Here is a 23,332-nt window from a genome sequence, read left to right as displayed (position 1 = left end):
AATTTTTAGTGTATTTTACCTATTTTTTTTAAAATCTTTCTTTGTTTTTAGTTTTTCTTCTCTTTGTTTAGCTTTTTCTTGCATTTGGCGGTTAAAGCCAAACACAAGAAAAACCATAAAAGCTACAAACAAAGCAATAATAATATAATCTATCATTAATCCCAACACTCTGCGTTTTTAATACCAAGCTTTGAAGCGCTAAATACCGGATCTCTGCCTTGTCTTTTTTGTTCGCTAAAGTCTTTTAATACCTTTTTCACTATACCACCAAGCAATAAAATAGAAATGATATTAATCGTAGCCATAAACGCCATAGTAGTATCAGCTAAATCCCACGCAAATTTTAAATCCATATTTGCACCAATAAAAATCATAAGCACAGCGCTTGCTTTAAAAAGATTGATAATAATAGGATTTTGAGTAAGGTATTTAATATTTGCTTGAGCATAATAGTAATTTCCTATCAAAGAAGTAATAGCAAATAAAACTATACTAACAGTAGTAAAATGTACACCTAAATTTCCATAATACTCTCTCATAGATTCTTGCACCAAAGGCAGGGCTGTTAAAATAGGCTTGCCATCTACGCCGATATTATTTGCATAAGCAAGTGAAAATAACACTAAAAATCCTGAACTTGTACAAATAATCACATCAATTAATACAGAAAATGCTTGAATAACCCCTTGTTTTGCAGGGTGAGTTGTAAGAGCTGAAGCTGCTGCATTTGGCGCTGAACCCATACCCGCTTCATTAGAAAATAATCCTCTTTTTATACCTATAACCAAAGCAGAACCTGCAAATCCGCCAAAAATAGCTTCAAAATCAAAAGCACTTTTAAAAATCATAGAAAACACTTCAGGAATTTTATCAAAATTCATAAACATTGCTATGATAGATAAACCCACATAAATCATCGCCATAATAGGAACGATAACCGAACTTACTTTACCTATTTTAGTGTGATCACCAAAAAACATATAAGCAGCAAAAACAGCTAAAATTGCTCCTATTACAATAGGCCACCAACTTTGAGCAAAACTCACTTCGCTAGCATCAACCATGCCTTTATAGTAAAACTCAAATGCTGAAGTCATAGTTTGGCTTTGAAGACCATTAAATCCATAAGCATAAGTGATGATCAAAATCACCGCAAAAACAGCTCCAAGCCATTTTAAATTTAAGGCTTTGCTAATATAATAAGCAGGACCACCTTTAAAACTTTTACCATCACGGCTTTTATAAACCTGTGCTAAAGTACTTTCTGCAAAAGCTGAGGCACCACCAAAAAACGCCATAGCCCACATCCAAAACAAAGCACCTGGCCCACCCAAAACAACAGCTACTGCAATACCTGCGATATTTCCTATACCAACTCTTGAAGCTGTTGAAATCATCAAAGCTTGAAAAGGAGTAATATGGTGCTTTTCATGCTTTTCTTGCTTTTCTGTTAAGATATCAAACACATAAGGAAGCATTCGAAATTGCACAAAACCCGTCAAATAACTATAATAAAACCCTGTGACAATAAGTAAAATTACTAAAATAGAATAATACTGATTATTCACAAAGGCAACAAATTGGGATATTAAATCCATATTTATCTCCTTTTTTTATAATTTCTGAGCATAAATTTATCATAAAAAAATGAATTTGTCATAAAAAAATATAATTTTAGGTTAAATTTATTTTATTTTTTGAAGCTATGTGAAAATTTAACTCAAAATACTAGTAATAAAATCACATAAGACACCTTTAAGTAAAAAGAAAACTTAATTTTTATACACTTAGATTTTTAAAATTTTACAAGGTGTGTAAGTTGAAACAAAATACGATGAAAATTTTTGTATTTTTTGCCATTATTGTTTTTTGGGCTTATTTTTCATTTCCTATTGAAATTTTACAAGTTAAAGATCAAAATGGTTTAGCCACAGGTGAATATGCTTATACCATAGAAGCCAAAGCTTATGTTCATAGTTATTTCACAACACTTGGTTTAACAGTGGGTGGAATTTTAATAGGAATAGTGCTTGGTTTTTTCCTAGCATTTTTAAGATTTTTAGAAATCCAAAGTTTAAATTTTATTATAGATGAATACATAGACATTATACGCGGAACCCCTCTGCTTTTACAACTTTTAATTTTTTCAGTAGTGATTTTTGCTACTTGGAGTGATAATTTTTATGTAGCTATTATCGCGCTTGGGCTTAATAGCTCTGCTTATGTAGCTGAAATCGTAAGAAGTGGAATTCAAAGCGTAGATAAAGGACAAATGGAAGCAGCAAGAGCAATGGGACTTAATTATTCTGCTTCTATGAGACTAATCATCTTCCCACAAGCAATTAAAAACATTTTACCTTCTTTAATGAATGAATTTATTTCCTTATTTAAAGAAACTTCAATAGTGGGTTATATTAGCGTTATGGATATTACCATGCAAAGTAAAAGCTTACAAGCAATCTATTACAACCCTAAGCCTATTATTTTTACAGGACTTGTGTATTATGTAAGTGTTAAAATTTTAACACTCATTGCAAGATTTATAGAAGTGAGATTAAATAAACATGATTAAAATAGAAAATTTGATTAAAAAATACGGAGATTTAGAAGTTTTAAAAGATATTAGCGTTGAAGTGCATAAAGGCGATATTATTGCTATTATAGGGCCTAGTGGAGGCGGAAAAAGTACTTTTTTACGCTGCTTAAACAAACTTGAAACACCAGATAGTGGTAATATTTATATTAATAATGTCAATATACTTGATAAAAAAGCAGATATCAATAAAATTCGTCAAAAAGTAAGCATGGTGTTTCAACATTTTAATCTTTTTAATAATAAAAATGTTTTAGAAAATTTATGCTTAGCACCAGTACAAACTAAAATCATGAGCAAAGACGAAGCAGTAAAAAAAGCGCGGGAACTACTCAAAAAAGTTGGCTTAAGTGACAAAGAAAGCTATTTTCCTCACAAGCTTTCAGGTGGACAAAAACAGCGTATTGCTATAGCAAGATCATTGATGATGAATCCTGATGTGATTTTATTTGATGAGCCAACTTCGGCTTTAGATCCTGAGATGATAGGTGAGGTTTTAAACATTATGAAAGAAGTGGCTAAAGAAGGTTTAACTATGCTTGTAGTTACACATGAAATGGGCTTTGCAAGAAATGTAGCTAATCGAATTTTCTTTATGGATAAAGGTATTATAGCAGTAGATGAATGTCCTAAAGTAGCTTTTGAAAACCCAAAAAATGAAAGATTGAAAGAATTTTTAAATCAAGTTTTAAATCATTAAAATTTTTTAAAAGAGGCAAAATTTTGCCTCAAAGCTTCATAACTCACTATGCCTACGCTTGTAGCTAAATTTAAACTTCTGCCACAATCTTTCATCGGTATAGTAATAGCATTTTCCCATTTTTTTTGCATTAAATCCATAGGTAAACCAAAGCTTTCACTTCCAAAAAACAAAAAATCGCCTTTTTGATAATTTACGTCAAAATAAGCTTGAGTGGTTTTAGTTGTTGCAAAGAAAAATCTATCTTGAAATTCTTCATATTTTTTTAAAAAATCTTCTAAATTATCCCATAATAAAGGATTTAACTTTTTCCAATAATCAAGCCCTGCTCTTTTAACCGCCTTTTCATCAATACTAAAAAGTGGATTAATAATATGCAAAGTAAATCCTGCATTAAAACACATTCTACCTATACTTCCTGTATTTTGCGGTATACGAGGCTCAACCAAGACTATATGAAACATCTTTTTCCTTAAATGGTGTCCCCAGCAAGGTTTGAACTTGCGGCCTCAGAATTAGGAATTCTGCGCTCTATCCAGCTGAGCTATGAGGACAAATATTTTTATTATTTTAAGAAAAAATTTATTTTATAGAGCTTAAATTTTAAGCTCTATAAAAAAACATTTTGGATTTTCATCAAAACCTAAAACTCCATTATGCGCATCAATAATTTGTTTTGATAAAGAAAGACCCAAACCATTGCCTTTTAACTTAGTTGTTTTAAAAGCTTCAAAAACCATTTTTTTATCTTTGATACTCACACCATTATCATAAACCTTGATAAAAACCCTATCTTCTTTTTGCTCACATTTAACCTTTATACAACCATCATCATTTTCGCTTTCTTCAATAGCGTCTATGGCATTATAAAGCAAATTTTGCAATACTAATGCAAGCAAAGATTTATCTGCATTGATTTTTAAATCCAAAAATTCAAATTTAAAATCAATATTAGCTAGATAATTATAAGCTCCAATAGCCTGCTCGCATTCATCTTGTAATTCTTTTAAATTAAACTCATTTAAATTAACATGCACACCTTTTGTAAAAAGCAAGGTAGAATTTACAATACGCTCTACTCTTGAAATTGCTTTTTGAATTTCTAAAACTATATGCTTGTTTTTTAACTCACTTCTTTCAAACAAAGTAGAGCTTAATAAAGAAATAGAGCCAATAGGATTGCGTATTTCATGTGCTAAGTGTGCAGCAACTGTTCCCATGCTGGCTAATCTTTCATTTCTTTTTTCATCACTAATATCTGTTGCATTCACTATAAGTTTATCAGTATGAGAGGTAATTTTGATTAAATAAAATTTATGATCAAACTCAAGCTCATAATGCGTTTTATCAAGATCAATACACTCTAAAAGCTTTGGCTTTTGTGTAGCTAAATTATTTTGCAAAATGATATTTTTATTTGCATCTAAAATCCACAAAGCCATAGGTAAAACCTCTATAATCTCACTTACCATTTGTCTTAATGCTGTGTAGTTTTCATTAAGTTGCTTATATTCATTTTCTATAACATAGGTTTGTTCTATTAATGCTTTTAAACCTTGCTGTAAGTTTTCTTTTTCACTAGAATCTAAACTTTTTAAAATATTTTCATCCATATCAATCCTTAATCAAAAAATCAAAATCATCTAAAGCATATAAAAGCAAATTAGGTTCTTTGTTTAATACAAGCTCTTTGCTAAAACCTTGTTTTGAAAAAAGCACATACAAATTTGGTTGGATTTGCAACTGCTTTGCCTTATTTTTTAAAGTATTTAAAATATTTTTACATATTTTTCTTTCTTTAAATTTAACCTCACCTAAAACACAAAAATTATTTTCATGATAATACAAATCTATTTCATGGTGATAATTCCAAAAACTATACACCTGTTCTACTTTAAGCTTTTTGGCTAAAAATTCTTTACACAAAAGCTCAAAAGTAAAGCTTTGATATTTTTCTAAATTTTCTTGGATTATTTCTATTAATTCATTATGTTTTTTCATCGCAACTAGGTTTAAGTTAGGATATATAAAATAAAAGAAAAATCTTAATCCTTGGTTTTTAAAAACAACCTTATCTTGAATACTATAAGAGCGTAATTCTTTTTTAATTTTTTGTCTTTTATTTTTTACAATAGGTTTTTCTTGACTTTTTTCTAAAATCAAAATATTTCTTTCTAAAAGCTTATTGATAAGCCCTAGTGCTTGAAAATGCGGAATGGATTTATTAATAGAATAGCGTTTTCTATCATTTTTACTCAAAACACTTAAAGCTTTTAAGCTATTTTCATCTAAATTTAAATCAGCTAAAATGTCAAAAGCATTTAAAACAAAAACATTTAAAATATTATCATATAAATTTAATTTCAAATCAAATTCAAATTCATCAAAAACACTATAAAAATCAAAAACACTTTTAAGCTCTAAAGAATCACAATGCTTTGAAAATTCACTAAATTTTATAGTCATATCCTTATTTTAAATATTTTGTATGATATAATTTTAACAAATTTTTGGGGGAATTTTTTGAATATTGAAACATTAAAAAAAGATATTATTTTAAAAAAAGGAATATATTATTTTGATTTTACAGCTAGCGCTTTAGCATTAAAAAGCATAGAAAAGGAAATTAAAAAAATTCTTATTACCTATGCAAATACACATTCAGATAGCTCTTTAAATTCTTTCATCACACAACAACATTATGAAAATGCAAGAATAAATTTAAAAAAATACCTTGAATTAGATGATAGCTTTGCTCTTATAGCTTGCGGGAGTGGATCTTCAGCTGCTATTAAAAAATTTCAAGAGCTTTTAGGTCTGTACATACCCCCGCTTATTAAAGAAAAATATTTTAAAAATACAGATAAAAACACCTTGCCTTTAGTTATAGTAGGACCTTATGAACACCATTCTAACGAACTTTCATTCAGAGAGGCTTTGTGTGAATGTGTTCGCATACCCTTAGATAAAAATGGCGAGCTAGATTATGTTTTTTTGAAAAAATTATTAAAAAAATCTAAAAATAGACAAATCATAGCAAGCTTTAACGCAGCTTCAAATGTCACAGGAATTTTAAGTGATTATAAAAAAATCTATACCCTAATCAAACAATATAATGGCATAGTTGCTTTTGATATTTCCACCTTAGCTCCTTATGCTAATTTAGATCCTAAATTTTACGATGCAGTGTTTATTAGCTCTCATAAGCTACTTGGAGGTGTAGGATCTTGTGGTTTGCTTGCTATTAAAAAAAGTCTATGTGGTAATACTCCTAGCTTTGCTGCAGGTGGAACCGTAGGTTATGTTTCAAGAACTTCTCAGCAATACTTATGCGAGGTTGAAAATTTAGAAGAAGGTGGTACACCTGGAATTATTCAACTAATTAGAGCAAGTTTAGCTTTTAAAGTACGCAATGAAATAGGTTTAAAAAATATAGAAAAAAAAGAAAAAGAGCTTTGTGAGTATTTTTTAAAACAATGTACAAATTTTCCAAAAATGATCTTATATGCAAAAAATATCACTCATAGATTGCCTATTTTTGCTTTTAACATAGAAGGAATTTCTCCTTTTGATTTAGCTTACAAACTAAGCAAAACTTATAAGATAGAAACAAGAGCAGGCTGTGCTTGCGCAGGACCTTATGGGCATGATTTACTAAAATTAAAAGATAATCAAGAATTAAAATCTAAACCAGGTTGGCTAAGAGTGGGTTTTCATTATACGCACACAAAAGAAGATATAGAGTATTTTTTTAAAGCCTTGAAAGCAAGTATCAAGGCTTTAAGTTAATTATTGTAAATCGTATTTTTCTACGATTTTTTGGTAAGTACCATCAGCTTTAACTTTTTCTAAACCTGCATTGATTTTTTGAACAAGCTCAGTTTGCTTTCCTTTATCAAAAGCTACACAAAAACCTGAACTTCCATCATTTTCTTCTAAAAATGCTTCTAATTCTTCATTAGTTTTTAAATAACCTTTACCGATATCTTTATCTGTTAAAACTGCATCAACTTTACCAGCTTTTAAAGCTAAAATCGCGGCTAACATTTCCTCGCTAGCTACCACTTGAGCATTTGGAATAGCCTTAGCAGCACTTTCTTGAATAGTTCCAAGTTGAACACCTATTTTTTTACCTTCTAAACTTTGCTTATCACTAACACTAGAATCTGTTTTTAATTTTAAATATAAATTTTTAGTATTAAAATAAGTATCACTAAAATCCATACTTGTTAATCTTTGTGGTGTTGAGCTCATAGCAGAAGCTATCATATCAATCTTTCCAGCTTTTAAAGCAGGGATTAAACCATCAAAACTCATATTTACCCACTCAAGTTTTAAATTTTCTCTTTTTGCTATCTCTTCTAGCAAATCAACATCAAATCCGGTAATTTTTGCATCTTTAATAAAATCAAAAGGAGGATAATTTGCTGCTATACCTACTTTATAAACCTTTTCACCAGAAGCACTAGCTTGACTTTTATCGCTTGAGCAAGCACCTAAAGCTAATATACCAAATAACGCTAAAACAACATATAATATTTTTTTCATTTTTAATCCTTTAAATTATATTTAACTAAAAATTTTTCTAAAGTGCCATCTTTTTTCATTTCTTCTAAGTGTTGATTAACTTTAGAAATTAAATCCTTAAATTCATTTTTTCTAAATGCTATACCAAAACCTTCACTTCCATCATCTTCTTCATAAAAAGCAGTTACGTTAGAATACTGTTTTAAAAAATTCATAGCACTTGCTTTATCAGTTACCACAGCATCAATTTTTTGAGCATCTAAGTTTAAAAAACAATTTAGCATACTTTCATTAGCTACTACAACTGCATTTGAGATTTGCTTTGCAGCATTTTCTTGGATAGAACCGAGTAAAACACAAATATTTTTTGATTTTAAATCCTCTTTTTTTGAAAAATTGCTAATTTTATGTTTTAAATATACATTTTTATCTTTAAAATAAGAAATACTAAAATCAACATTTTGTGCTCTTTGAGGAGTAATTCCCATAGAAGAAATAATAAGATCGATTTTCTTACCCATTAAGGCTGGAATAAGAGCATCATAACTCATATTAATAAATTCTATTTTAAAATTAGCTCTTTTTGCTAATTCCTGGATAATATCTACATCAAAACCACTGAGTTTTCCATCTTGCATAAATTCATACGGTGGATAACTTGCTTCTATGCCTACCTTTAAAATCTTATCTTGATTTTCGACTTGTTTTGAACAAGCACTTAAAATCAAAACACCAAATAATATTAAAACAACACATAATATTTTTTTCATTTTATCTCCTAAAGATTAAATTAATAAAAGTTACAATGTGTTTAAACGCCTGTATTTTTTCATTAGCACTCCTTTGTTTTAGTAAATTGTCTAAAATTATAGCAAAAAAATATTTTTTTAATATTTTAATTTCTATAGTTTAATTTTTATTTCATTTCTTTAAAAATAAATTATAATTGTTTTTTTAAAAAACAAAGGAGTGCTTTAACCACATAAAGACGATTTACAGCTTCTTCAAAAATAACTTTAGAATGCTTCTCAAAAATTTCTTCACTAACTTCAAAACCTTTGTATGCAGGTAAACAATGAAGCAAAATAGCGTCTTTATTTGCATATTTCATCGCTTTATTATCAATCATAAAACCATCAAAGTCTTTTATTTTATTTTCTTTTTCAACTTCTTCGCCCATTGAAACCCATGTATCAGTCACAACAACATCTTTGTCTTTCAAAGCTTCAAATTTATTATGAAATAACGAAATTTTTGCACCTGAAATTTCTGATTTTTTTGTAGCAAAATTCCAAACTTGTGTATTTATACTATAATTTTTTGGTATAGCTATACTAATTTCATAACCTAAAATCGCAGAAGCTATCAACCAAGAATTACATACATTATTACTATCTCCTATAAAAGCAATTTTTAAATTGTTATCTTTTTCCTTACCTTGTTCTTTAATAGTTAATAAATCTCCTAAAATCTGTGTTGGATGATAAAGGTCACTTAAACCATTAATAACATGAGCTTTAGAATATCTTGCAAATTCTACTAAACTATCATGATTTTTTACTCTCATCATTATAAAATCCACCATAGAACCAATAACCCTAGCTGTATCTTTAATAGATTCACCTCTACCAAGTTGCAAATCATTACTATTTAAGCATATGGCTTTCCCACCAAGTTCTGTAATTGCAAGTTCAAAAGCCATTCTTGTACGCGTAGAATTTTTTTCAAAAATCATTGCCAAGGTTTTGTCTTGCAATAATTTTTTTGGATTTTTTTTCAAATCAGCAGCATGATTAATAATATTTAAAATATTTTCTTTAGTAAAATCCATCAATGTTAAAAAGTGTTTCATTTACATATCCTTATTTTTAATATATCAACAAAAAATAATATAATATAGTTTTATTTATAAAATATTAATAATATTGTATATTATATAAAAACTTTAACAAATAAATACAAATTTATATTTTTACCTTTTTACTAATCATTAAAACATAGCCTATTCCAAGACAAATAGACCACATAGAACTGCCACCATAACTTAAAAGTGGCACAGCAACTCCTTTTAATGGAGTTAAAGAAATAATTCCAAATGCATTCATAAAAAATGAAAATAATAAAAGTAAAGCTACACCTGAACAAAACAAAAAATGAACCTTATTTTCACAACGCCCTGCTATTCTAAAAATTCTAAGTATCACCATCAAATAAATAAAACATATAATGCCTAATCCTAATAGCCCTATTTCTTCAGTAATCCCTGATAAAACAAAGTCTGTATGCACTTCACTTAAAAATCCTAGTTTAAAAGTTCCAAGCCCTAAACCCTCTCCAAAAAATCCACCATGAGCTATAGCATTTAAACTATGTGAAATTTGATAAGGTTCTGAATTATGGCTTACCCTTAAAGCACTTGCTAACCAATCAGGAAAGAAAGGCAAAAATGCATCTTGGATATTTCCCCACCAAGCAGAAATACGCTGAATTCTTCTTTGATTACTTAAAATCACCAAAACACCAATCATTCCAACAATAACCACACCAAAAGCAAAAAGTCTTTTACTAGCTCCTGCAAAAAAAGCTAAAGCAAAAACCAAGAAAAAAGAAATAACGCTTTGTCCTAAATCATTTTGTGTCATATAAATATAACCAATAACAAAAGCAGCTAAAATAAAATAAGGAATTAAAATTAAAACTTCATGCTTGATTGCTTTTTTACTATCATCAATCCTTCTTGTATAAGACCAAGCAAGGAAATAAATCAAACCTATTTTAAAAAATTCAACTGGAGAGATAGATAAAGGACCAAGCCTAATCCACCTTTTAGCACCACCTGCTGCAGTAGCAAGAAAGGTAGGTAAAAAAGGTAAAATAAGTATAAGCAAAAAGGAGATGAGTAAAACGCTTATCATCAAATAGTGTGCCATTTTACTATCAGGATTTAATCTTGAAACAAAATAAATAATAGCTATACCGCTAAGCCCAAAAAAAAGCTGTCTGATGAAAAAATGAAATTCATTATATTCTAAATAAAGCACAGTAAAAGCACTTAAAGAATAAGAAAAAAGTATTCCTATGGTTATGAGAATACAACTTAAAAAAAATAACTTTCTATCAGCAACCAATATTATTCCCTAAATTTTTATAAAAAAGTTAATTTTAATAAATTGCAACTTAAAATGATGTTATTTTAACTTCAAGTATTATTTTTATATAAAGATTTTAAACTCTCATAAGCAAGCTGAATCTTCTCAAATTCTTCACGACAATAAGCTTGCTCGATCTTACTTTTACCTTGATGGCGATCAGGATGATAAATTTTAACTAAGTTAAGATAATTTTGTCTAATAGTAGCAAAATCATCGCTAGAATTACACCCTAGTGTTTGAAAATAATTTTCAAAAAGCTTTGCTAGTGCATTAAATTTCCAATTAGTACTAGCTTTATTTTTCATTTTATTTCTAAATTCTAAAAGCTGAGTTTCGTTAATCGTAAAATCAACACAATATTTTAAATGCTCATTCACGCTTGCTAAAATTTCTAAAAGATTCAAAGTGTTATCATCTTTGTATTCTACTGAAAAAATACAATTTTTTTCATCATACACACTTTTATGGTCTTTAAAATACTGCTCCAAATACACAGCAAATAATTTTTCATTTGAACTTAGTGTGATTAAAATATTCTTTTGTGCAAAGCCTATTTTAGCAAAGATTACAGGTTTTAAAGTATTTGCTTGAGCAAGGTTTAACTTAAAGGTTTTATAGTGCGCAAAGGCAAGATTATCGATTTGATTTCCAGTATTTTTTTTATACTTGTGATTAACAAGTTTTAAAAAATATCTTCTTTGAGGAATTTCATTTTCTACAAAAAAAGATAATGTTTTATTTTTATTACCTATAACTTTAGAAAAATTTTTACGGATAAGATCTTGAAAATATTTAAACATTAAAAAATCATCAGTATTAACACTAACTGATTCTAAAGTTTGCACTACTTGCATAAAATCCTCTCTATAAACCTAACTCCACAAAAATGCTTGTTCATTTAAAGCACTAGCGTGTTTTAAAATTTCATTTGGACTATAATCGGCTTTATACGATAAAGATTGACACCCTTTTACAAAATATCCTAAATAAATGTATTTTAATTTTTTTAATTGTGCAAGTTTTATTTCTGTTAAAAGTGAGTATTTACCAAGACTTAGATGAGAAAAATCAGGATCATAAAAACAATATATACTAGAAATTCCATCTTCTAAAATATCGATCAAATCAACACAAACTAGCTTATTATCTATATAAAAATCAAGCTCGTATCCAAAAGTACCTGCATTATCTACATAAAGATTGTAATATTTTCTAAAATTTAAATCATAAATTTTCCAATTTCTCTTATCTTTTTGATAATGATGATATTTTTCGTATAATAATAGATGCTCATCACTTAAAGAAGGTTTTTGTAAGATTATTTTAGTAGCTATATTTTTTTTCAAAACCCTGCGATAACTTTTGCTAAAATGAAAATTCTCCACTAAAATACGCAAATTTTGACATTCATTACAATCATTACATATTGGTCTTGAAAAATACGAACCAAAGCGACGCCAACCTCTTGAAACTAATTCTTGATTTTGTGCTTTATTAATAAAAGATATATAATTATATTCATTTCTACAATACCTATTTTCAAGATAAGGGCATTCTTCTTCTAAAGTACAAAAACCAATAATATTATTCATTAGATCTTTTTAATATCGCTATTTTTTACAAATTCCATAAATTCATTAGCCAAACGCTCTTCTTTCAAAAACATATCTTCAAATTCTTGTTCTTGTTTTTTATCCTCATTTTGCCTAGCTAAGTCTTTTTGTATAGTATCTAAGTCAGTATTTTTCATACTCACTCCACTTTTACTCGCTTTAACTTTTTCTTTTTTTATTTGACATTGTTCTTTTTGGAGTGCTTTTTTTATATCTTTTAATTCATCTAAAAAACTCATGATTGTCTACTTTCTTTTATCTTTTGTAAGGCCGCAGCTATAGCAGCAATTACTTCTTCTTTGTTTTCTTGGTGCCTATCTTCTGTTTTTTCTAAAAGCTCTTCCATATGTGTTTCTATAAAAGAAGTATCAAAATACCCTCTTCTAAATTCTCTTATTTTGGTAATTGCAATCAAAAATGGCACAGTTGTTCTAATATCATCAATCACAAATTCTTTTAAAGCTCTCTCAAGTCTATTAACTGCGCTATCATAACTTGAGCCTTTAACGATTAATTTTGCAAGCAAAGAATCATAATAAGGTGGCACAGTGTAGTCTTTATACAAATGACTATCCACTCTTACAGACGGCCCTAAAGCTGGAAAATATTCTGTGATTTTACCCGGACTTGGAATAAAATTTTTCCATACATTTTCTGCTGTAATCCTAGCTTCTATCGCAAAGCCTCTTGGCTTTATATCGCTTTGCTCAAGATCTAAAATTTCCCCATTTGCTATACGAATTTGTCTTGTGATAAGATCAATTCCTGTGATTTCTTCCGTGATTGGGTGTTCTACTTGAATTCTTGTATTCATTTCCATAAAATAAAATCTATTATAATCATCAAGCAAAAACTCAACCGTTCCAACATTGGTATAACCCACAGCTTTTGCAGCAGCTACTGCAGTAACACCTATAGTTTTTCTTAATTTTTCTGAGATACTTGGACAAGGTGCTATTTCTATAATTTTTTGGTGTCTTCTTTGTATTGAACAATCTCTTTCACAAAGATGAATAATATTACCATAATTATCTGCTAAAATTTGAAACTCAATATGCCTTGGATTAATAACATATTTTTCCATAAAAACTTCATCATTTTTAAAAAAACTTAGCGCTTCTCTTTTGCATGCTTCAAAAGATTTTTCTAAATCTTCTTCTTTATGTACTACGCGTATACCTCTACCACCACCGCCACCACTGGCTTTTAAAATCACAGGATAGCCTATTTTTAAAGCTTGAAGTTTGATTTCTTCTAATGTGCAATGATTTAATTTTTCAGTACCTGGAACCACAGGAATTCCATTTTTTTTCATTAGATATCTTGCTATATTTTTATTTCCCATTTTACGAATAACATCTGATTTTGGCCCTATAAATATAATCCCTGCTTCTTCACATTCTTTAGCAAATTCATAATTTTCACTTAAAAAGCCATATCCAGGATGTATAGCATCAGCTCCACAAGCTTTAGCAATTTCAACTATTCTTTTACCATCTAAATACCCTCTTATTGCATCAGTTCCTATTCTATATGCCTCATCAGCAACTTTTACATGCAAGCACTCATGATCAGGTTCAGTATAAACAGCAACGCTTTTTATATGTAAATCCCTACAAGCACGGATTACCCTTACTGCAATCTCACCTCTATTGGCTATTAAAATCTTATGTATCATTACTTTGCCTTAAGCTAAAATATTATTCAAAGAAGATTAGCATAAAAATATAAAAATTCTATAAAATTGCTTATTTTTGCTAATTTTAAGAATTTTTTGATAAAATTACTCTTTTATTTTGCGCCCATAGCTCAGCTGGATAGAGCATTTGATTGCGGTTCAAAAGGTCAGAGGTTCGAATCCTCTTGGGCGTACCACTTTATTTATATTCTTTGTCTATAAAATTCTTTTCTAAAATTTTCAAATTCATCTTTGATAATAGCTTCTCGCATTTGCTTTACCAAATTTAGATAGTAATGCAAATTATGAATACTTGCAAGTCTAAAAAAGGTTAATTCTTTAGCTTTAAATAAATGATTTAAATAAGCCCTTGAAAAGTTTTTACATGTATAACAAGAACATTTGTTATCTATAGGGGCATGATCAGTGATAAATTCTGCTTTTTTGATATTAAATTTTCCAAAGCTAGTAAACAAAGTTCCATTTCTTGCATTTCTTGTTGGCATCACACAATCAAACATATCCACACCTCTTGCTACATTTTCTACTAAATCTTCAGGTGTGCCAACTCCCATTAAATATCTAGGACGATTGCTATCAACATAAGGCATCATAGCCTCAACCGTATCATACATAGCCTCATTTTCTTCTCCTACGCTTAATCCACCTATAGCCAAACCATCAAAGTCCATCTCACAAAGTGCTTGAGAACAAATTTTTCTAGCTTCAAAATCAGTCCCACCTTGGATAATACCAAAGATATTTTGCCCTATTCCCACACCTTGACTTTGCTTTAATTTATGATAATCAATAGCTTCTTTTGCCCATTTTATAGTACGTTTTAAAGAAAGCTCTATCCTTTCTTTACTTGCAGGCAAGGCCACTAAATCATCTAAAATCATCATAATATCTGAATTAAAATCATACTGTGCATCTAAAACACTTTGCGGGGTAAAATAATGCAAACTTCCATCAATATGACTTTTAAATTGAATTCCTTTTTCATCAGGTTTGGAATTTTTACTTAAAGAAAAAGCTTGAAAACCTCCACTATCTGTTAAAAAAGAACCATTAAATTTACTAAAACCATGCAAGCCACCCATTTGCTTAATCACCTTAGAACCTGGTCTTAAATACAAATGATAAGTATTTGCTAAAATAATTTTTGCATTTAAAATTTCACTCATATCAACAGCATCTAAACTTTTAATCGCAGCTAAAGTCCCAACTGGCATAAAGATGGGAGTTAAAATTTCACTATGTGTAGTTTTTATACGACAAGCTCTAGCATTTGCACTTTTATATTGAACTTCAAATTCCATTGATTTTCCTATATTTTTTGCATAATCATACCAAAGACTTGCTTATAAGTTTTTTGAAAGAAAGCCTGTTTTTAACAGGCTTAAGAAATTAGTAGTTTTTTACAAATTCAACGATTTTTTCACAACCTTCAATGATATCTTTTTCATTAGTTGCATAAGAAAGTCTAAAATACCCTTCCATACCAAAACCTATGCCTGGTACTAAAGCTACTTTTTGCTCTTCTAATAATCTTTTACAAAATCTCATAGAATCACTATCAACTTCTTTACAAGAAATAAATAAATAAAAAGCTCCTTGTGGAATTTGTTCTAATTTTAACTTATCGCTTTTAGCTAAAATTTCACACGCTAATTCTCTACGCTTTAAAAAAGCTTGTCTCATCATTTCAATATCACTATCTGCTTTTCCAAGCAAGGCTGGTAAAGCTGCGTGTTGAATGATTGAACAAATATTTGAAGTACTTTGTCCTTGTAATTTTTTAACAGCATTGTTAAACTCACTCATTTTGCTCGCCATATAACCAAAACGCCATCCTGGCATAGCACCGCATTTACTAAGACCATTAATACTTACAGTTCTATTTAAAGCATCTTCGCTCACTTGTGCAAAAGCACAAAATTCTCCATCATAAACTAATTTTTCATAAATCTCATCACTTAAAACTACGATTTTAGTTCCTTCTAAAACCTTAGCCAAAGCAGTAATTTCTTCTTTAGAATATATTGCCCCTGTAGGATTTGATGGGGAATTAAACATCAAAACTTTAGTTTTTGGAGTAATAGCTTGTTTTAATTGCTCAGGAGTAATTTTAAAGCCATTTTTTGCTTCACCTTCTATAAATACAGGAGTTCCACCTGCAAATTTCACCATTTCAGGATAACTCACCCAATAAGGACTTGGTATGATAACCTCATCACCTTCTTCAACTAAACACTCAATCGCCATAAATAAAGAATGCTTAGCACCAACATTAGTAATGATTTCACTTGCTTTATATTCTAAATTATTATCATTTTTAAATTTATATTGTATAGCTTCTATAACTTCTTTTATGCCAACAACTGGCGTATAAGCCCCACAACCTTTTTCAATAGCTTCAATTGCTGCTTTTTTAATGATTTCTGGAGTATCAAAATCAGGCTCACCTGCTGAAAAACTAATAACTTTTTCACCATTTGCTTTTAAAGTTTTGGCTATATCAGTCATTACTAAAGTTAAGGATTCTCCTAGATTTTGAGATCTTTGACTTAGCATTTTTTATCCTTTATTTTTTGCTTTGATTTTTATTTGTGTTAATTGTTACAACTTGGAGCTTAAAAAAATCTACGAATAAAATTAAGAGTGTATATTTTTATAAATTTGTGTAGAAACTATACATTTTCTACACATAAAAATTTTATATTGTTTCTTTGAGTAATTATTCTAAAGCTTCTATATCGCTTTCATTATGATGGATAAAACGCTCATCTTTTTCTATAGTTTCAACCAAACGCCCTACTCTTTCCCATCTAACTTTTTTATTTTCATCCCATGAAAAATAAATAAACCAAGGTTGACCAACTATATATTTATAATCTACACTTCCCCAAAATCTACTATCACTGGAGTGATCACGGTTATCTCCCATCATAAAATACTCATTTTCAGGCACTTTATAATAATAAGCATTAAAACCATAAATATTATTAGCACCTAATTCATCAAAAGAAGCAGGCTTCATAGCAAATTGACCTAAATTTAAATAGCGAAAAAACACACTTTCTATATCCACTCTAGAATCATAATGTATTCCTTTTTCTACAAAAGGTTCTTTTACAAAAAGTCTTCCGCCTATGATTTTTGTTTTATTAGGATAATAATCTTTCATATACTCATCACCCTCAACCATACGCACATATAAGGTTTTATTTGCAAAAACAACCTCATCTCCACCCTTAGCTACACATCTTTTTACATAATGAATTTTTGGCTCATGTGGATATCTAAATACTACAATATCTCCTCTTTTAGGACCTTCAGCGCTTACCAAATGTCCATTTTTATTAAAATCAGGCAAAACAGGCACTTCTATCCAAGGAATATGTGGAGTTGGAATACCATAAGAGAATTTTTTTACAAATAAAAAATCCCCTACTAATAAAGTATTTTTCATAGAACCACTTGGTATAGTAAAAGCTTGTATAAAGAAAAATATAATCAATAAAACAACTATTAAAGTCCCTGTCCAAGATTGCGTGAATTTATAGATTTTTTTCAAAAAATTCATTTTTTAATCCTATTTTTAGCTGATTTTATAGTATTTTCTAAAAGCATTGCTATAGTCATAGGCCCTACCCCACCTGGTACAGGAGTAATATAACTAGCTTTTTTACTTACATTTTCAAAATCAACATCACCTACTATTTTTCCATCAACTCTATTAATCCCTACATCAACTACTATCACACCCTCTTTAACCATATCTTCTTTTAAAAGATTTGGACAACCTGCTGCTACGATGATAATATCAGCATTTTTTGTATAAGCTTTTAAATCTTTTGTATAAATATGACAAATACTTACACTAGCATTAGCATTTAATAAAAGCGTAGCCATAGGACGACCTACTATATTAGAAGCTCCTATTACAACTACATCAGCACCTTCTAATTTTATATCATAATGCTCTAAAATTTTCATAACACCCAAAGGCGTACATGGCAAAAAACCACCTTTTAAATTTAAATTTAAATTCCCGACATTAAAAGGATGAAAACCATCTACATCTTTATTAAAATTAATACTTTCTAAAATGATATCTTTATTAATATGTGCTGGTAATGGAAGCTGAACTAAAATTCCATCAACACTATCATCATGATTTAAGGTATTAATCAAAGCCAAAAGTTCATTTTGAGTTGTGTTTACATCAAGTCTATAAACCAAAGACTTGATCCCACATTGCTCACAAGCCTTTGCTTTAGAACCCACATAAGTAGCACTAGCAGGATCTTCACCTACTAAAATCACAGCCAAACAAGGCTCTATGCTTTGGGTTTTAAGTTCTAATACTTCTTGTTTTAGATTATTTTTTATCTCATCACTTAGCTTTTTACCATCTAAAAGTGTCATTTCTTTCCTTAAATTTATAGCTTTCTTTAACTTAAAAAATTGTATCATAATAAAACTTCTTTTTTGTTAAAGGTGATAAATGAAAATTATTTTATTTTTGTTTTTTATAGTTTATGGTGTTTGGGCTGAAGATTTTATCTCACCTAAAGAATACCAAGAATCCCTTTACAAAAATCCAAGAGGCATAAGTTGTGCTAAATGCCATGGCGATGGAGGACAACAAATACTAGGATATTATACTAAAAATGGAGAAAAAACACCTTTTATAGTGCCAAGTATTAAAAACACTCCTTATACACGTTTTAGAGAAATTTTAAGCCAACCTCAAGAGGCAAAAAGCATTATGCCAACTTACTCATTAACAGAAGATGAGATGAAATCGCTTTATGATTATATTACTAATAACAAAAGGAGTAAAAAATGAAAAATAATAAAAAAGCCTTTGAAGAAGCTTGTGAATATATAGCGGGCGGGGTTGATTCTCCTGTGCGTGCTTTTGCAAGTGTAGGTAGCAATCCTTTATTTATCAAGCAAGGAAAAGGTGCTTATATTAGCGATATAGAAGATAATACTTATATAGATTATGTACAAAGTTGGGGGCCTTTACTTTTTGGGCATTGTGATGAGGATATTGAAAAAGCTTGTAAAAAAGCATTAGAACATGGTTCAAGCTTTGGCGCACCAACCCTAGCTGAAACTAAGTTGGCTAAATTTATCTTAAAAGATTGGCCACATTTAGACAAAATACGCTTTGTAAGCAGTGGCACAGAAGCCACTATGAGTGCTATTCGTCTTGCAAGAGGATTTAGCAAAAAAGATAAAATCATCAAATTTGAAGGATGTTATCATGGGCATTCTGATTCTTTACTAGTAAGCGCTGGAAGTGGCGCCGCTACTTTTAACACCCCAAGCTCACTAGGAGTTTTAACTGATGTAGCTAAAAATACCTTAGTAGCTATTTATAATGACATTGAAAGTGTTAAAAACTTAATCAATAATGATGACAATATAGCTTGTATTATTATAGAGCCAATTGCAGGAAACATGGGCCTAGTACCTGCTAAAATAGAATTTTTACAAGAGCTAAGAAAACTATGTGATGAGCATCAAATTCTTTTGATTTTTGATGAAGTTATGAGTGGCTTTAGAGCTTCATATCTAGGCTCTTTTGGAATTAATAATATAAAAGCTGATATAGTAACTTTTGGTAAGGTTATAGGCGGAGGTATGCCTGCGGCTGCTTTTGCTGCAAGAGCTGAGATTATGGATTTATTAAGTCCTTTGGGTGGGGTATATCAAGCAGGAACACTAAGTGGTAATCCTCTTGCTATGGCTGCAGGTTATGCGAGCTTAAAAAAAGCAAGAAATTATGAAGGTTTATATGAAAAATTAGAAAAACTAGGTAAAAGACTTACTCAAGGCTTTAAAGAAGCTGCAAATGATTATAAAATTCCTTTGCAAGTTAATTGCGTTGGTTCTATGTTTGGATTTTTCTTTTGTGAAAACCCTGTTAATAATTATCAAGATGCTTTAAAATCAGATACTAAATTATTTGCTAAATTTCATACACAAATGCTAAGCAAAGGCGTGTATTTAGCACCATCTCAATTTGAAACAGGTTTTATATGTGAATGTATGGATAAAAAAATCATTGATAAAACTATACAAGCAGCACAAGAAAGTTTTAAAGCCCTATGAATAAAAGACAAAAAATCATTCGCAAAGGTATAGAAGCTGCAGATGGATTAAGCCTTGGCATATCCATGGTTGTAGCTGTTTTAATCGGAGTTGGTATAGGCTATTTTTTAAAAAACTTAACCGGTATAGCTTGGCTTTTTTGGGTAGGAGTGTTTATAGGAGTAGCTGCAGCGATTTTAAATGTTTATAAAGCTTACAAAGCACAAGTAAAAAGCTATGAGGAATTTAAAGAAGAAAATCGCTATAAAGATTTAAAAAATGATCCTAAAGCCTAAAATTTTACTAAAACTCTTGCTAGGATTAAATTTACTTTTCTTAGCAGGAGTTTTTTTCTATAAAGAGTTAAGCTTTAAAACCTTTATAAGCTTTGAATTTGGCTTTTTAGCTCAAAATTTAATCATTCTGATATCTTTTTTAAATTATAAAAATTTTATTTTTAAAGCAGCTAAAAATTATGATTTTACACAAAGGCCTTTGCAAATTTTTGCTAAAAAACAATATTCTTTGCCAAAAATTATAAAATTTATCCATATAGATGACGATTTAAAACCAAAATTTAAAAGTATTTTTAAAAACGCATTGGCTTTTTTTTCTTTATTTAAAATTTTTGCTTATGTGTTTTTAATAGCAGGATTTTTATTTTTAGAGTTTCAAGGCTTAATGAGTATTTTTGCCTTGTTTTGTGCAATGTTTGTCACACCCATAGCGGTATTAGTATATAATTTTTTAATAAGAAAATGTTGAGCTCAAAGAGAACGATTAGATCATTAACTGCATTGTTTTTTGGTATGATTTTTGTTTTTATAGGAAGTGCTTTAACGGTAAATTCTATAGCAATTATTCTAAAACATAACGATGTTAGTAATTTTTATATAGGGATAATAGGAAGTTGTTATTTTCTTGGTGCCATGGTAAGCACTATTAGTGCCCATAGGATAGTCTCTAAAGTAGGACATATAAGATCTTTTGGAATTTTTGCCATCATTTTTGGTATAGCTACTATGCTTCATAGTTTAAATTCTAATCTATATTTTTGGATGGTTTTGAGATTTTTGCTTGGTTTTTGCTATTATGCACTTTTAATGGTCATAGAATCATGGCTTAATGAAAAAGCAAAAAATGCTATTCGCTCAAGAGTAATAGCCTTTTATGAAGTAGTATTTTACTCATCATCAGGCTTTGGAATTTTACTTATGTCATTTGATTTCCCAAGTAATACAGTATTTATTTTAAGCGCTAGTTTTATCATGTTTGCTTCTATTCCTTTATTTTTAATCCGTATTAAAGAGCCGGTTTTACCACAAAAAACCAAAATTTCCATCCCTAAAGTTTTTGATATAGTGCCTTTAGCTTTAGTGACAAGCTTTATAGCAGGTATGCTTTTGAATGGATTTTTCTCCATGGCTTCTTTATTTATACTCATACAAGGATTTGGCGCAAAAGAAGCTTCGATTTTTATATTTTGTACCATGTTAGGAGGATTTATATCTCAACTTTTCATCGGAACCCTTTCTGATAAAATTAGTCGTAAATTTGCTATTATTTTATGCGCTTTTACCGCTTTAAGTGCTATGCTTTGTATTTTATTATTAAGCTATAATATTTATTTAAAATACTTTTTTGGCTTTTTACTAGGTATGGGAATGTGTTGTTTATATGCTCTTTCTTTAGCTAGAGCAAATGATATGCTTGATGATTCTAGCAAAAGAGTTGAGCTAGGCAGAGCCGTTCTTTTTACTTATTCTTTTGGTGCTTTATTTGCGCCTGCTGTGCTTGGAACTTTGATGTATTATTTTGAAGGCAATGGTTTTATGTATTTTTACATCGTTTTGTTAGCTGTTTTAATTGCCTTTGCTATAGATAAACCAAAATTTAAAAATCTAACCAAATTTAAAAGAAAACCAGGTAATATGGTAATGCTAGATGATAACTAATATTTCTAACAATCAAAATCAATTTGCAAAAAACGAAACAAGCAAAGACAACAAAAGTGAGAAATCAGACAAAAAAACCTCACTCAATGATGCTTTAAAAAATCCTTTATTTTCTAAAAACAATCCTGAAGTCAAATTACCTAAAGATTATGTAAGCAAAATCGATCAAAAATTACAAGAATTATTAAATAAACTTTTAGATCAAATCAAAACCAACAAAGATCCTGATTTAGCAGTATTAAAAAATCACAAAGATTTAAATTTTGCACCTAATTTTGCTAATGAAATTAAAAAACTTCAAGCAGAGCTTTCTAAAAATCCTGAATTTGAAAAACTACTTAAAGTTTTAGAAGATCTAGTTAAACCCGCTAAAGATATCAACAATAAAAATCTTTCATCTTTGGTAAAAAATTCAGGTGTATTTTTAGAAGCAAAACTCAATCATTCTTTAAAAGAACAAAATTTACCACAAAGCTTTTTTAATCTTTTAAATACCATAAAAGGGGCTACTAGCGAAAATCTAAAACGTGATATAAGTAATTTAGATCTTAAAAATCTTGACACCACAAGTACACTAAAAGAACTTATTCGCATCTTACAAAATCACAAAAAAGATAATAAAATTTCTTTAGAAAATACAAACTACAAGACACTTTTTAAGCTATTTGATAAAATAGAAAATTTTAAAAATTATATCAATAAAAACCCAAGTTCTATTAGTCAAGAAAAACTCCAAAATATTGCGGATAATTTTATCAAAAATCTTAATAAAAATTTAACACTTATCAACAAAGAACTAGCTAAACCAGAAAACATAAAAATTCAAAACACTCATATACTAAAAGAGCTTAGCCAAAATATAAAAGATTTTATAATACTTTTAAAAGATATAAAAAATCACAAAAACAAAACCGAAACAACACAAGAAAATTTAAATAAAATTCCACACACTAAAGACATCAAAGAAGAGTTAAAAGAAGAAATAAAAACTCCACAAAAAAGC

Annotated in this window: 25 protein-coding genes, 2 tRNA genes and 1 pseudogene; 10 read left to right on the top strand and 18 right to left on the bottom strand. The window is 29.3% G+C overall.

What is annotated here, in order from left to right:
- Positions 1 to 15 precede the first annotated feature (15 nt).
- Both L8W68_RS05635 and L8W68_RS05630 read right to left on the bottom strand, forming a co-directional pair.
- Positions 16 to 156: a hypothetical protein gene (locus L8W68_RS05635; RefSeq protein WP_087685579.1), complete on the bottom strand. Its 141-nt coding sequence runs from the start codon at positions 154 to 156 to the stop codon at positions 16 to 18.
- A complete protein-coding gene (locus L8W68_RS05630) occupies positions 156 to 1,598 on the bottom strand; it encodes an alanine/glycine:cation symporter family protein (protein WP_115645335.1) in 1,443 nt (480 codons plus the stop codon). The genes L8W68_RS05635 and L8W68_RS05630 overlap by 1 nt, the downstream gene beginning before the upstream one ends.
- A 221-nt stretch (positions 1,599 to 1,819) precedes the next feature.
- Between L8W68_RS05630 and L8W68_RS05625 the strand changes: the two genes are divergently transcribed.
- Complete coding sequence (locus tag L8W68_RS05625) at positions 1,820 to 2,572, top strand: amino acid ABC transporter permease (protein ID WP_039617975.1); 753 nt, start codon at positions 1,820 to 1,822, stop codon at positions 2,570 to 2,572.
- Positions 2,565 to 3,293, top strand: a complete 729-nt coding sequence (locus L8W68_RS05620; RefSeq protein ID WP_039617973.1) for an amino acid ABC transporter ATP-binding protein — start codon at positions 2,565 to 2,567, stop codon at positions 3,291 to 3,293. Before L8W68_RS05625 ends, L8W68_RS05620 begins: the two co-directional genes overlap by 8 nt.
- Here L8W68_RS05620 and L8W68_RS05615 read toward each other — a convergent pair.
- The 4 genes from L8W68_RS05615 to L8W68_RS05600 form a co-directional block, all read right to left on the bottom strand.
- Complete coding sequence (locus tag L8W68_RS05615) at positions 3,290 to 3,757, bottom strand: tRNA (cytidine(34)-2'-O)-methyltransferase (RefSeq protein WP_257938675.1); 468 nt, start codon at positions 3,755 to 3,757, stop codon at positions 3,290 to 3,292. The two genes, L8W68_RS05620 and L8W68_RS05615, sit on opposite strands and share 4 nt — an antisense overlap.
- Before the next feature lie 13 nt (positions 3,758 to 3,770).
- Positions 3,771 to 3,847 (bottom strand) — tRNA-Arg (locus L8W68_RS05610).
- A 42-nt stretch (positions 3,848 to 3,889) separates the two neighbouring features.
- Complete coding sequence (locus L8W68_RS05605) at positions 3,890 to 4,906, bottom strand: sensor histidine kinase (RefSeq protein WP_257938676.1); 1,017 nt, start codon at positions 4,904 to 4,906, stop codon at positions 3,890 to 3,892.
- 1 nt (position 4,907) lies between these two features.
- Complete coding sequence (locus L8W68_RS05600; RefSeq protein WP_263675310.1) at positions 4,908 to 5,759, bottom strand: DUF234 domain-containing protein; 852 nt, start codon at positions 5,757 to 5,759, stop codon at positions 4,908 to 4,910.
- A gap of 57 nt (positions 5,760 to 5,816) precedes the next feature.
- On the opposite strand from L8W68_RS05600, the gene L8W68_RS05595 reads away from it, so the two are divergent.
- Positions 5,817 to 7,082: an aminotransferase class V-fold PLP-dependent enzyme gene (locus L8W68_RS05595; RefSeq protein ID WP_263675309.1), complete on the top strand. Its 1,266-nt coding sequence runs from the start codon at positions 5,817 to 5,819 to the stop codon at positions 7,080 to 7,082.
- On the opposite strand, the gene L8W68_RS05590 is transcribed toward L8W68_RS05595, so the two are convergent.
- The 8 genes from L8W68_RS05590 to L8W68_RS05555 all read right to left on the bottom strand — a co-directional run bounded on the left by L8W68_RS05590 (position 7,083) and on the right by L8W68_RS05555 (position 14,263).
- Entirely contained in the window at positions 7,083 to 7,841 is a 759-nt protein-coding gene (locus L8W68_RS05590; RefSeq protein ID WP_263675308.1) for a basic amino acid ABC transporter substrate-binding protein, read from the bottom strand.
- Positions 7,842 to 7,843: 2 nt separating this feature from the next.
- Positions 7,844 to 8,590, bottom strand: coding sequence for a transporter substrate-binding domain-containing protein (locus L8W68_RS05585; protein ID WP_263663956.1), 747 nt, complete (start codon positions 8,588 to 8,590; stop codon positions 7,844 to 7,846).
- Positions 8,591 to 8,760: 170 nt separating this feature from the next.
- Positions 8,761 to 9,672 (bottom strand): ornithine carbamoyltransferase, encoded by a 912-nt coding sequence (gene argF / locus L8W68_RS05580; protein ID WP_263675307.1) that lies wholly within the window; start codon positions 9,670 to 9,672, stop codon positions 8,761 to 8,763.
- 112 nt (positions 9,673 to 9,784) lie between these two features.
- The gene (gene ftsW, locus L8W68_RS05575) at positions 9,785 to 10,948 is read right to left on the bottom strand and encodes a putative lipid II flippase FtsW (RefSeq protein WP_263675306.1); all 1,164 of its coding nucleotides are present in this window, start codon (positions 10,946 to 10,948) and stop codon (positions 9,785 to 9,787) included.
- A gap of 71 nt (positions 10,949 to 11,019) precedes the next feature.
- A complete protein-coding gene (locus tag L8W68_RS05570) occupies positions 11,020 to 11,826 on the bottom strand; it encodes an adenylosuccinate lyase (protein ID WP_039617961.1) in 807 nt (268 codons plus the stop codon).
- 18 nt (positions 11,827 to 11,844) lie between these two features.
- Positions 11,845 to 12,564 (bottom strand): arginyltransferase, encoded by a 720-nt coding sequence (locus L8W68_RS05565; protein ID WP_263675305.1) that lies wholly within the window; start codon positions 12,562 to 12,564, stop codon positions 11,845 to 11,847.
- Positions 12,564 to 12,824, bottom strand: a complete 261-nt coding sequence (locus L8W68_RS05560) for a hypothetical protein (RefSeq protein ID WP_263675304.1) — start codon at positions 12,822 to 12,824, stop codon at positions 12,564 to 12,566. Before L8W68_RS05560 ends, L8W68_RS05565 begins: the two co-directional genes overlap by 1 nt.
- On the bottom strand, positions 12,821 to 14,263 hold the full coding sequence (locus L8W68_RS05555) for an acetyl-CoA carboxylase subunit A (RefSeq protein ID WP_039617956.1): 1,443 nt from the start codon (positions 14,261 to 14,263) through the stop codon (positions 12,821 to 12,823). The genes L8W68_RS05560 and L8W68_RS05555 overlap by 4 nt, the downstream gene beginning before the upstream one ends.
- A gap of 120 nt (positions 14,264 to 14,383) precedes the next feature.
- Here L8W68_RS05555 and L8W68_RS05550 point away from each other — a divergent pair.
- A tRNA-Arg gene (locus L8W68_RS05550) sits at positions 14,384 to 14,460 on the top strand.
- Between the two features lie 6 nt (positions 14,461 to 14,466).
- Here the strand turns inward: L8W68_RS05550 and tgt are convergent.
- From tgt to folD, 4 genes are all read right to left on the bottom strand, one after another.
- The gene (gene tgt, locus L8W68_RS05545) at positions 14,467 to 15,585 is read right to left on the bottom strand and encodes a tRNA guanosine(34) transglycosylase Tgt (RefSeq protein WP_263675303.1); all 1,119 of its coding nucleotides are present in this window, start codon (positions 15,583 to 15,585) and stop codon (positions 14,467 to 14,469) included.
- An 88-nt stretch (positions 15,586 to 15,673) separates the two neighbouring features.
- A complete protein-coding gene (locus L8W68_RS05540; RefSeq protein WP_257927784.1) occupies positions 15,674 to 16,840 on the bottom strand; it encodes a pyridoxal phosphate-dependent aminotransferase in 1,167 nt (388 codons plus the stop codon).
- A 163-nt stretch (positions 16,841 to 17,003) separates the two neighbouring features.
- Positions 17,004 to 17,852, bottom strand: coding sequence for a signal peptidase I (gene lepB, locus L8W68_RS05535; RefSeq protein ID WP_039617949.1), 849 nt, complete (start codon positions 17,850 to 17,852; stop codon positions 17,004 to 17,006).
- The gene (gene folD / locus L8W68_RS05530) at positions 17,849 to 18,697 is read right to left on the bottom strand and encodes a bifunctional methylenetetrahydrofolate dehydrogenase/methenyltetrahydrofolate cyclohydrolase FolD (RefSeq protein ID WP_257904703.1); all 849 of its coding nucleotides are present in this window, start codon (positions 18,695 to 18,697) and stop codon (positions 17,849 to 17,851) included. The genes lepB and folD overlap by 4 nt, the downstream gene beginning before the upstream one ends.
- Before the next feature lie 79 nt (positions 18,698 to 18,776).
- Between folD and L8W68_RS05525 the strand changes: the two genes are divergently transcribed.
- The 6 genes and pseudogenes from L8W68_RS05525 to L8W68_RS05500 form a co-directional block, all read left to right on the top strand.
- Positions 18,777 to 19,121 carry a c-type cytochrome gene (locus L8W68_RS05525; RefSeq protein WP_012661297.1) on the top strand — a complete coding sequence of 115 codons (345 nt, stop codon included), beginning with the start codon at positions 18,777 to 18,779 and terminating at the stop codon, positions 19,119 to 19,121.
- On the top strand, positions 19,118 to 20,395 hold the full coding sequence (gene hemL / locus L8W68_RS05520; protein ID WP_263675302.1) for a glutamate-1-semialdehyde 2,1-aminomutase: 1,278 nt from the start codon (positions 19,118 to 19,120) through the stop codon (positions 20,393 to 20,395). Before L8W68_RS05525 ends, hemL begins: the two co-directional genes overlap by 4 nt.
- Positions 20,392 to 20,670, top strand: a complete 279-nt coding sequence (locus L8W68_RS05515; protein WP_039617942.1) for an AtpZ/AtpI family protein — start codon at positions 20,392 to 20,394, stop codon at positions 20,668 to 20,670. Before hemL ends, L8W68_RS05515 begins: the two co-directional genes overlap by 4 nt.
- Entirely contained in the window at positions 20,654 to 21,139 is a 486-nt protein-coding gene (locus L8W68_RS05510) for a hypothetical protein (RefSeq protein WP_263675301.1), read from the top strand. Before L8W68_RS05515 ends, L8W68_RS05510 begins: the two co-directional genes overlap by 17 nt.
- A complete protein-coding gene (locus tag L8W68_RS05505) occupies positions 21,136 to 22,329 on the top strand; it encodes an MFS transporter (RefSeq protein ID WP_263675332.1) in 1,194 nt (397 codons plus the stop codon). Before L8W68_RS05510 ends, L8W68_RS05505 begins: the two co-directional genes overlap by 4 nt.
- Positions 22,319 to 23,332, top strand: a pseudogene (locus tag L8W68_RS05500) (flagellar hook-length control protein FliK); the annotation flags it as partial. The gene L8W68_RS05505 and the pseudogene L8W68_RS05500, both read left to right, overlap by 11 nt.

It is taken from the genome of Campylobacter sp. FU_497 (genome assembly GCF_025772425.1).
Lineage (GTDB): Bacteria > Campylobacterota > Campylobacteria > Campylobacterales > Campylobacteraceae > Campylobacter_D > Campylobacter_D lari_C.
This window is presented reverse-complemented; position numbering and strand designations above follow the sequence as displayed.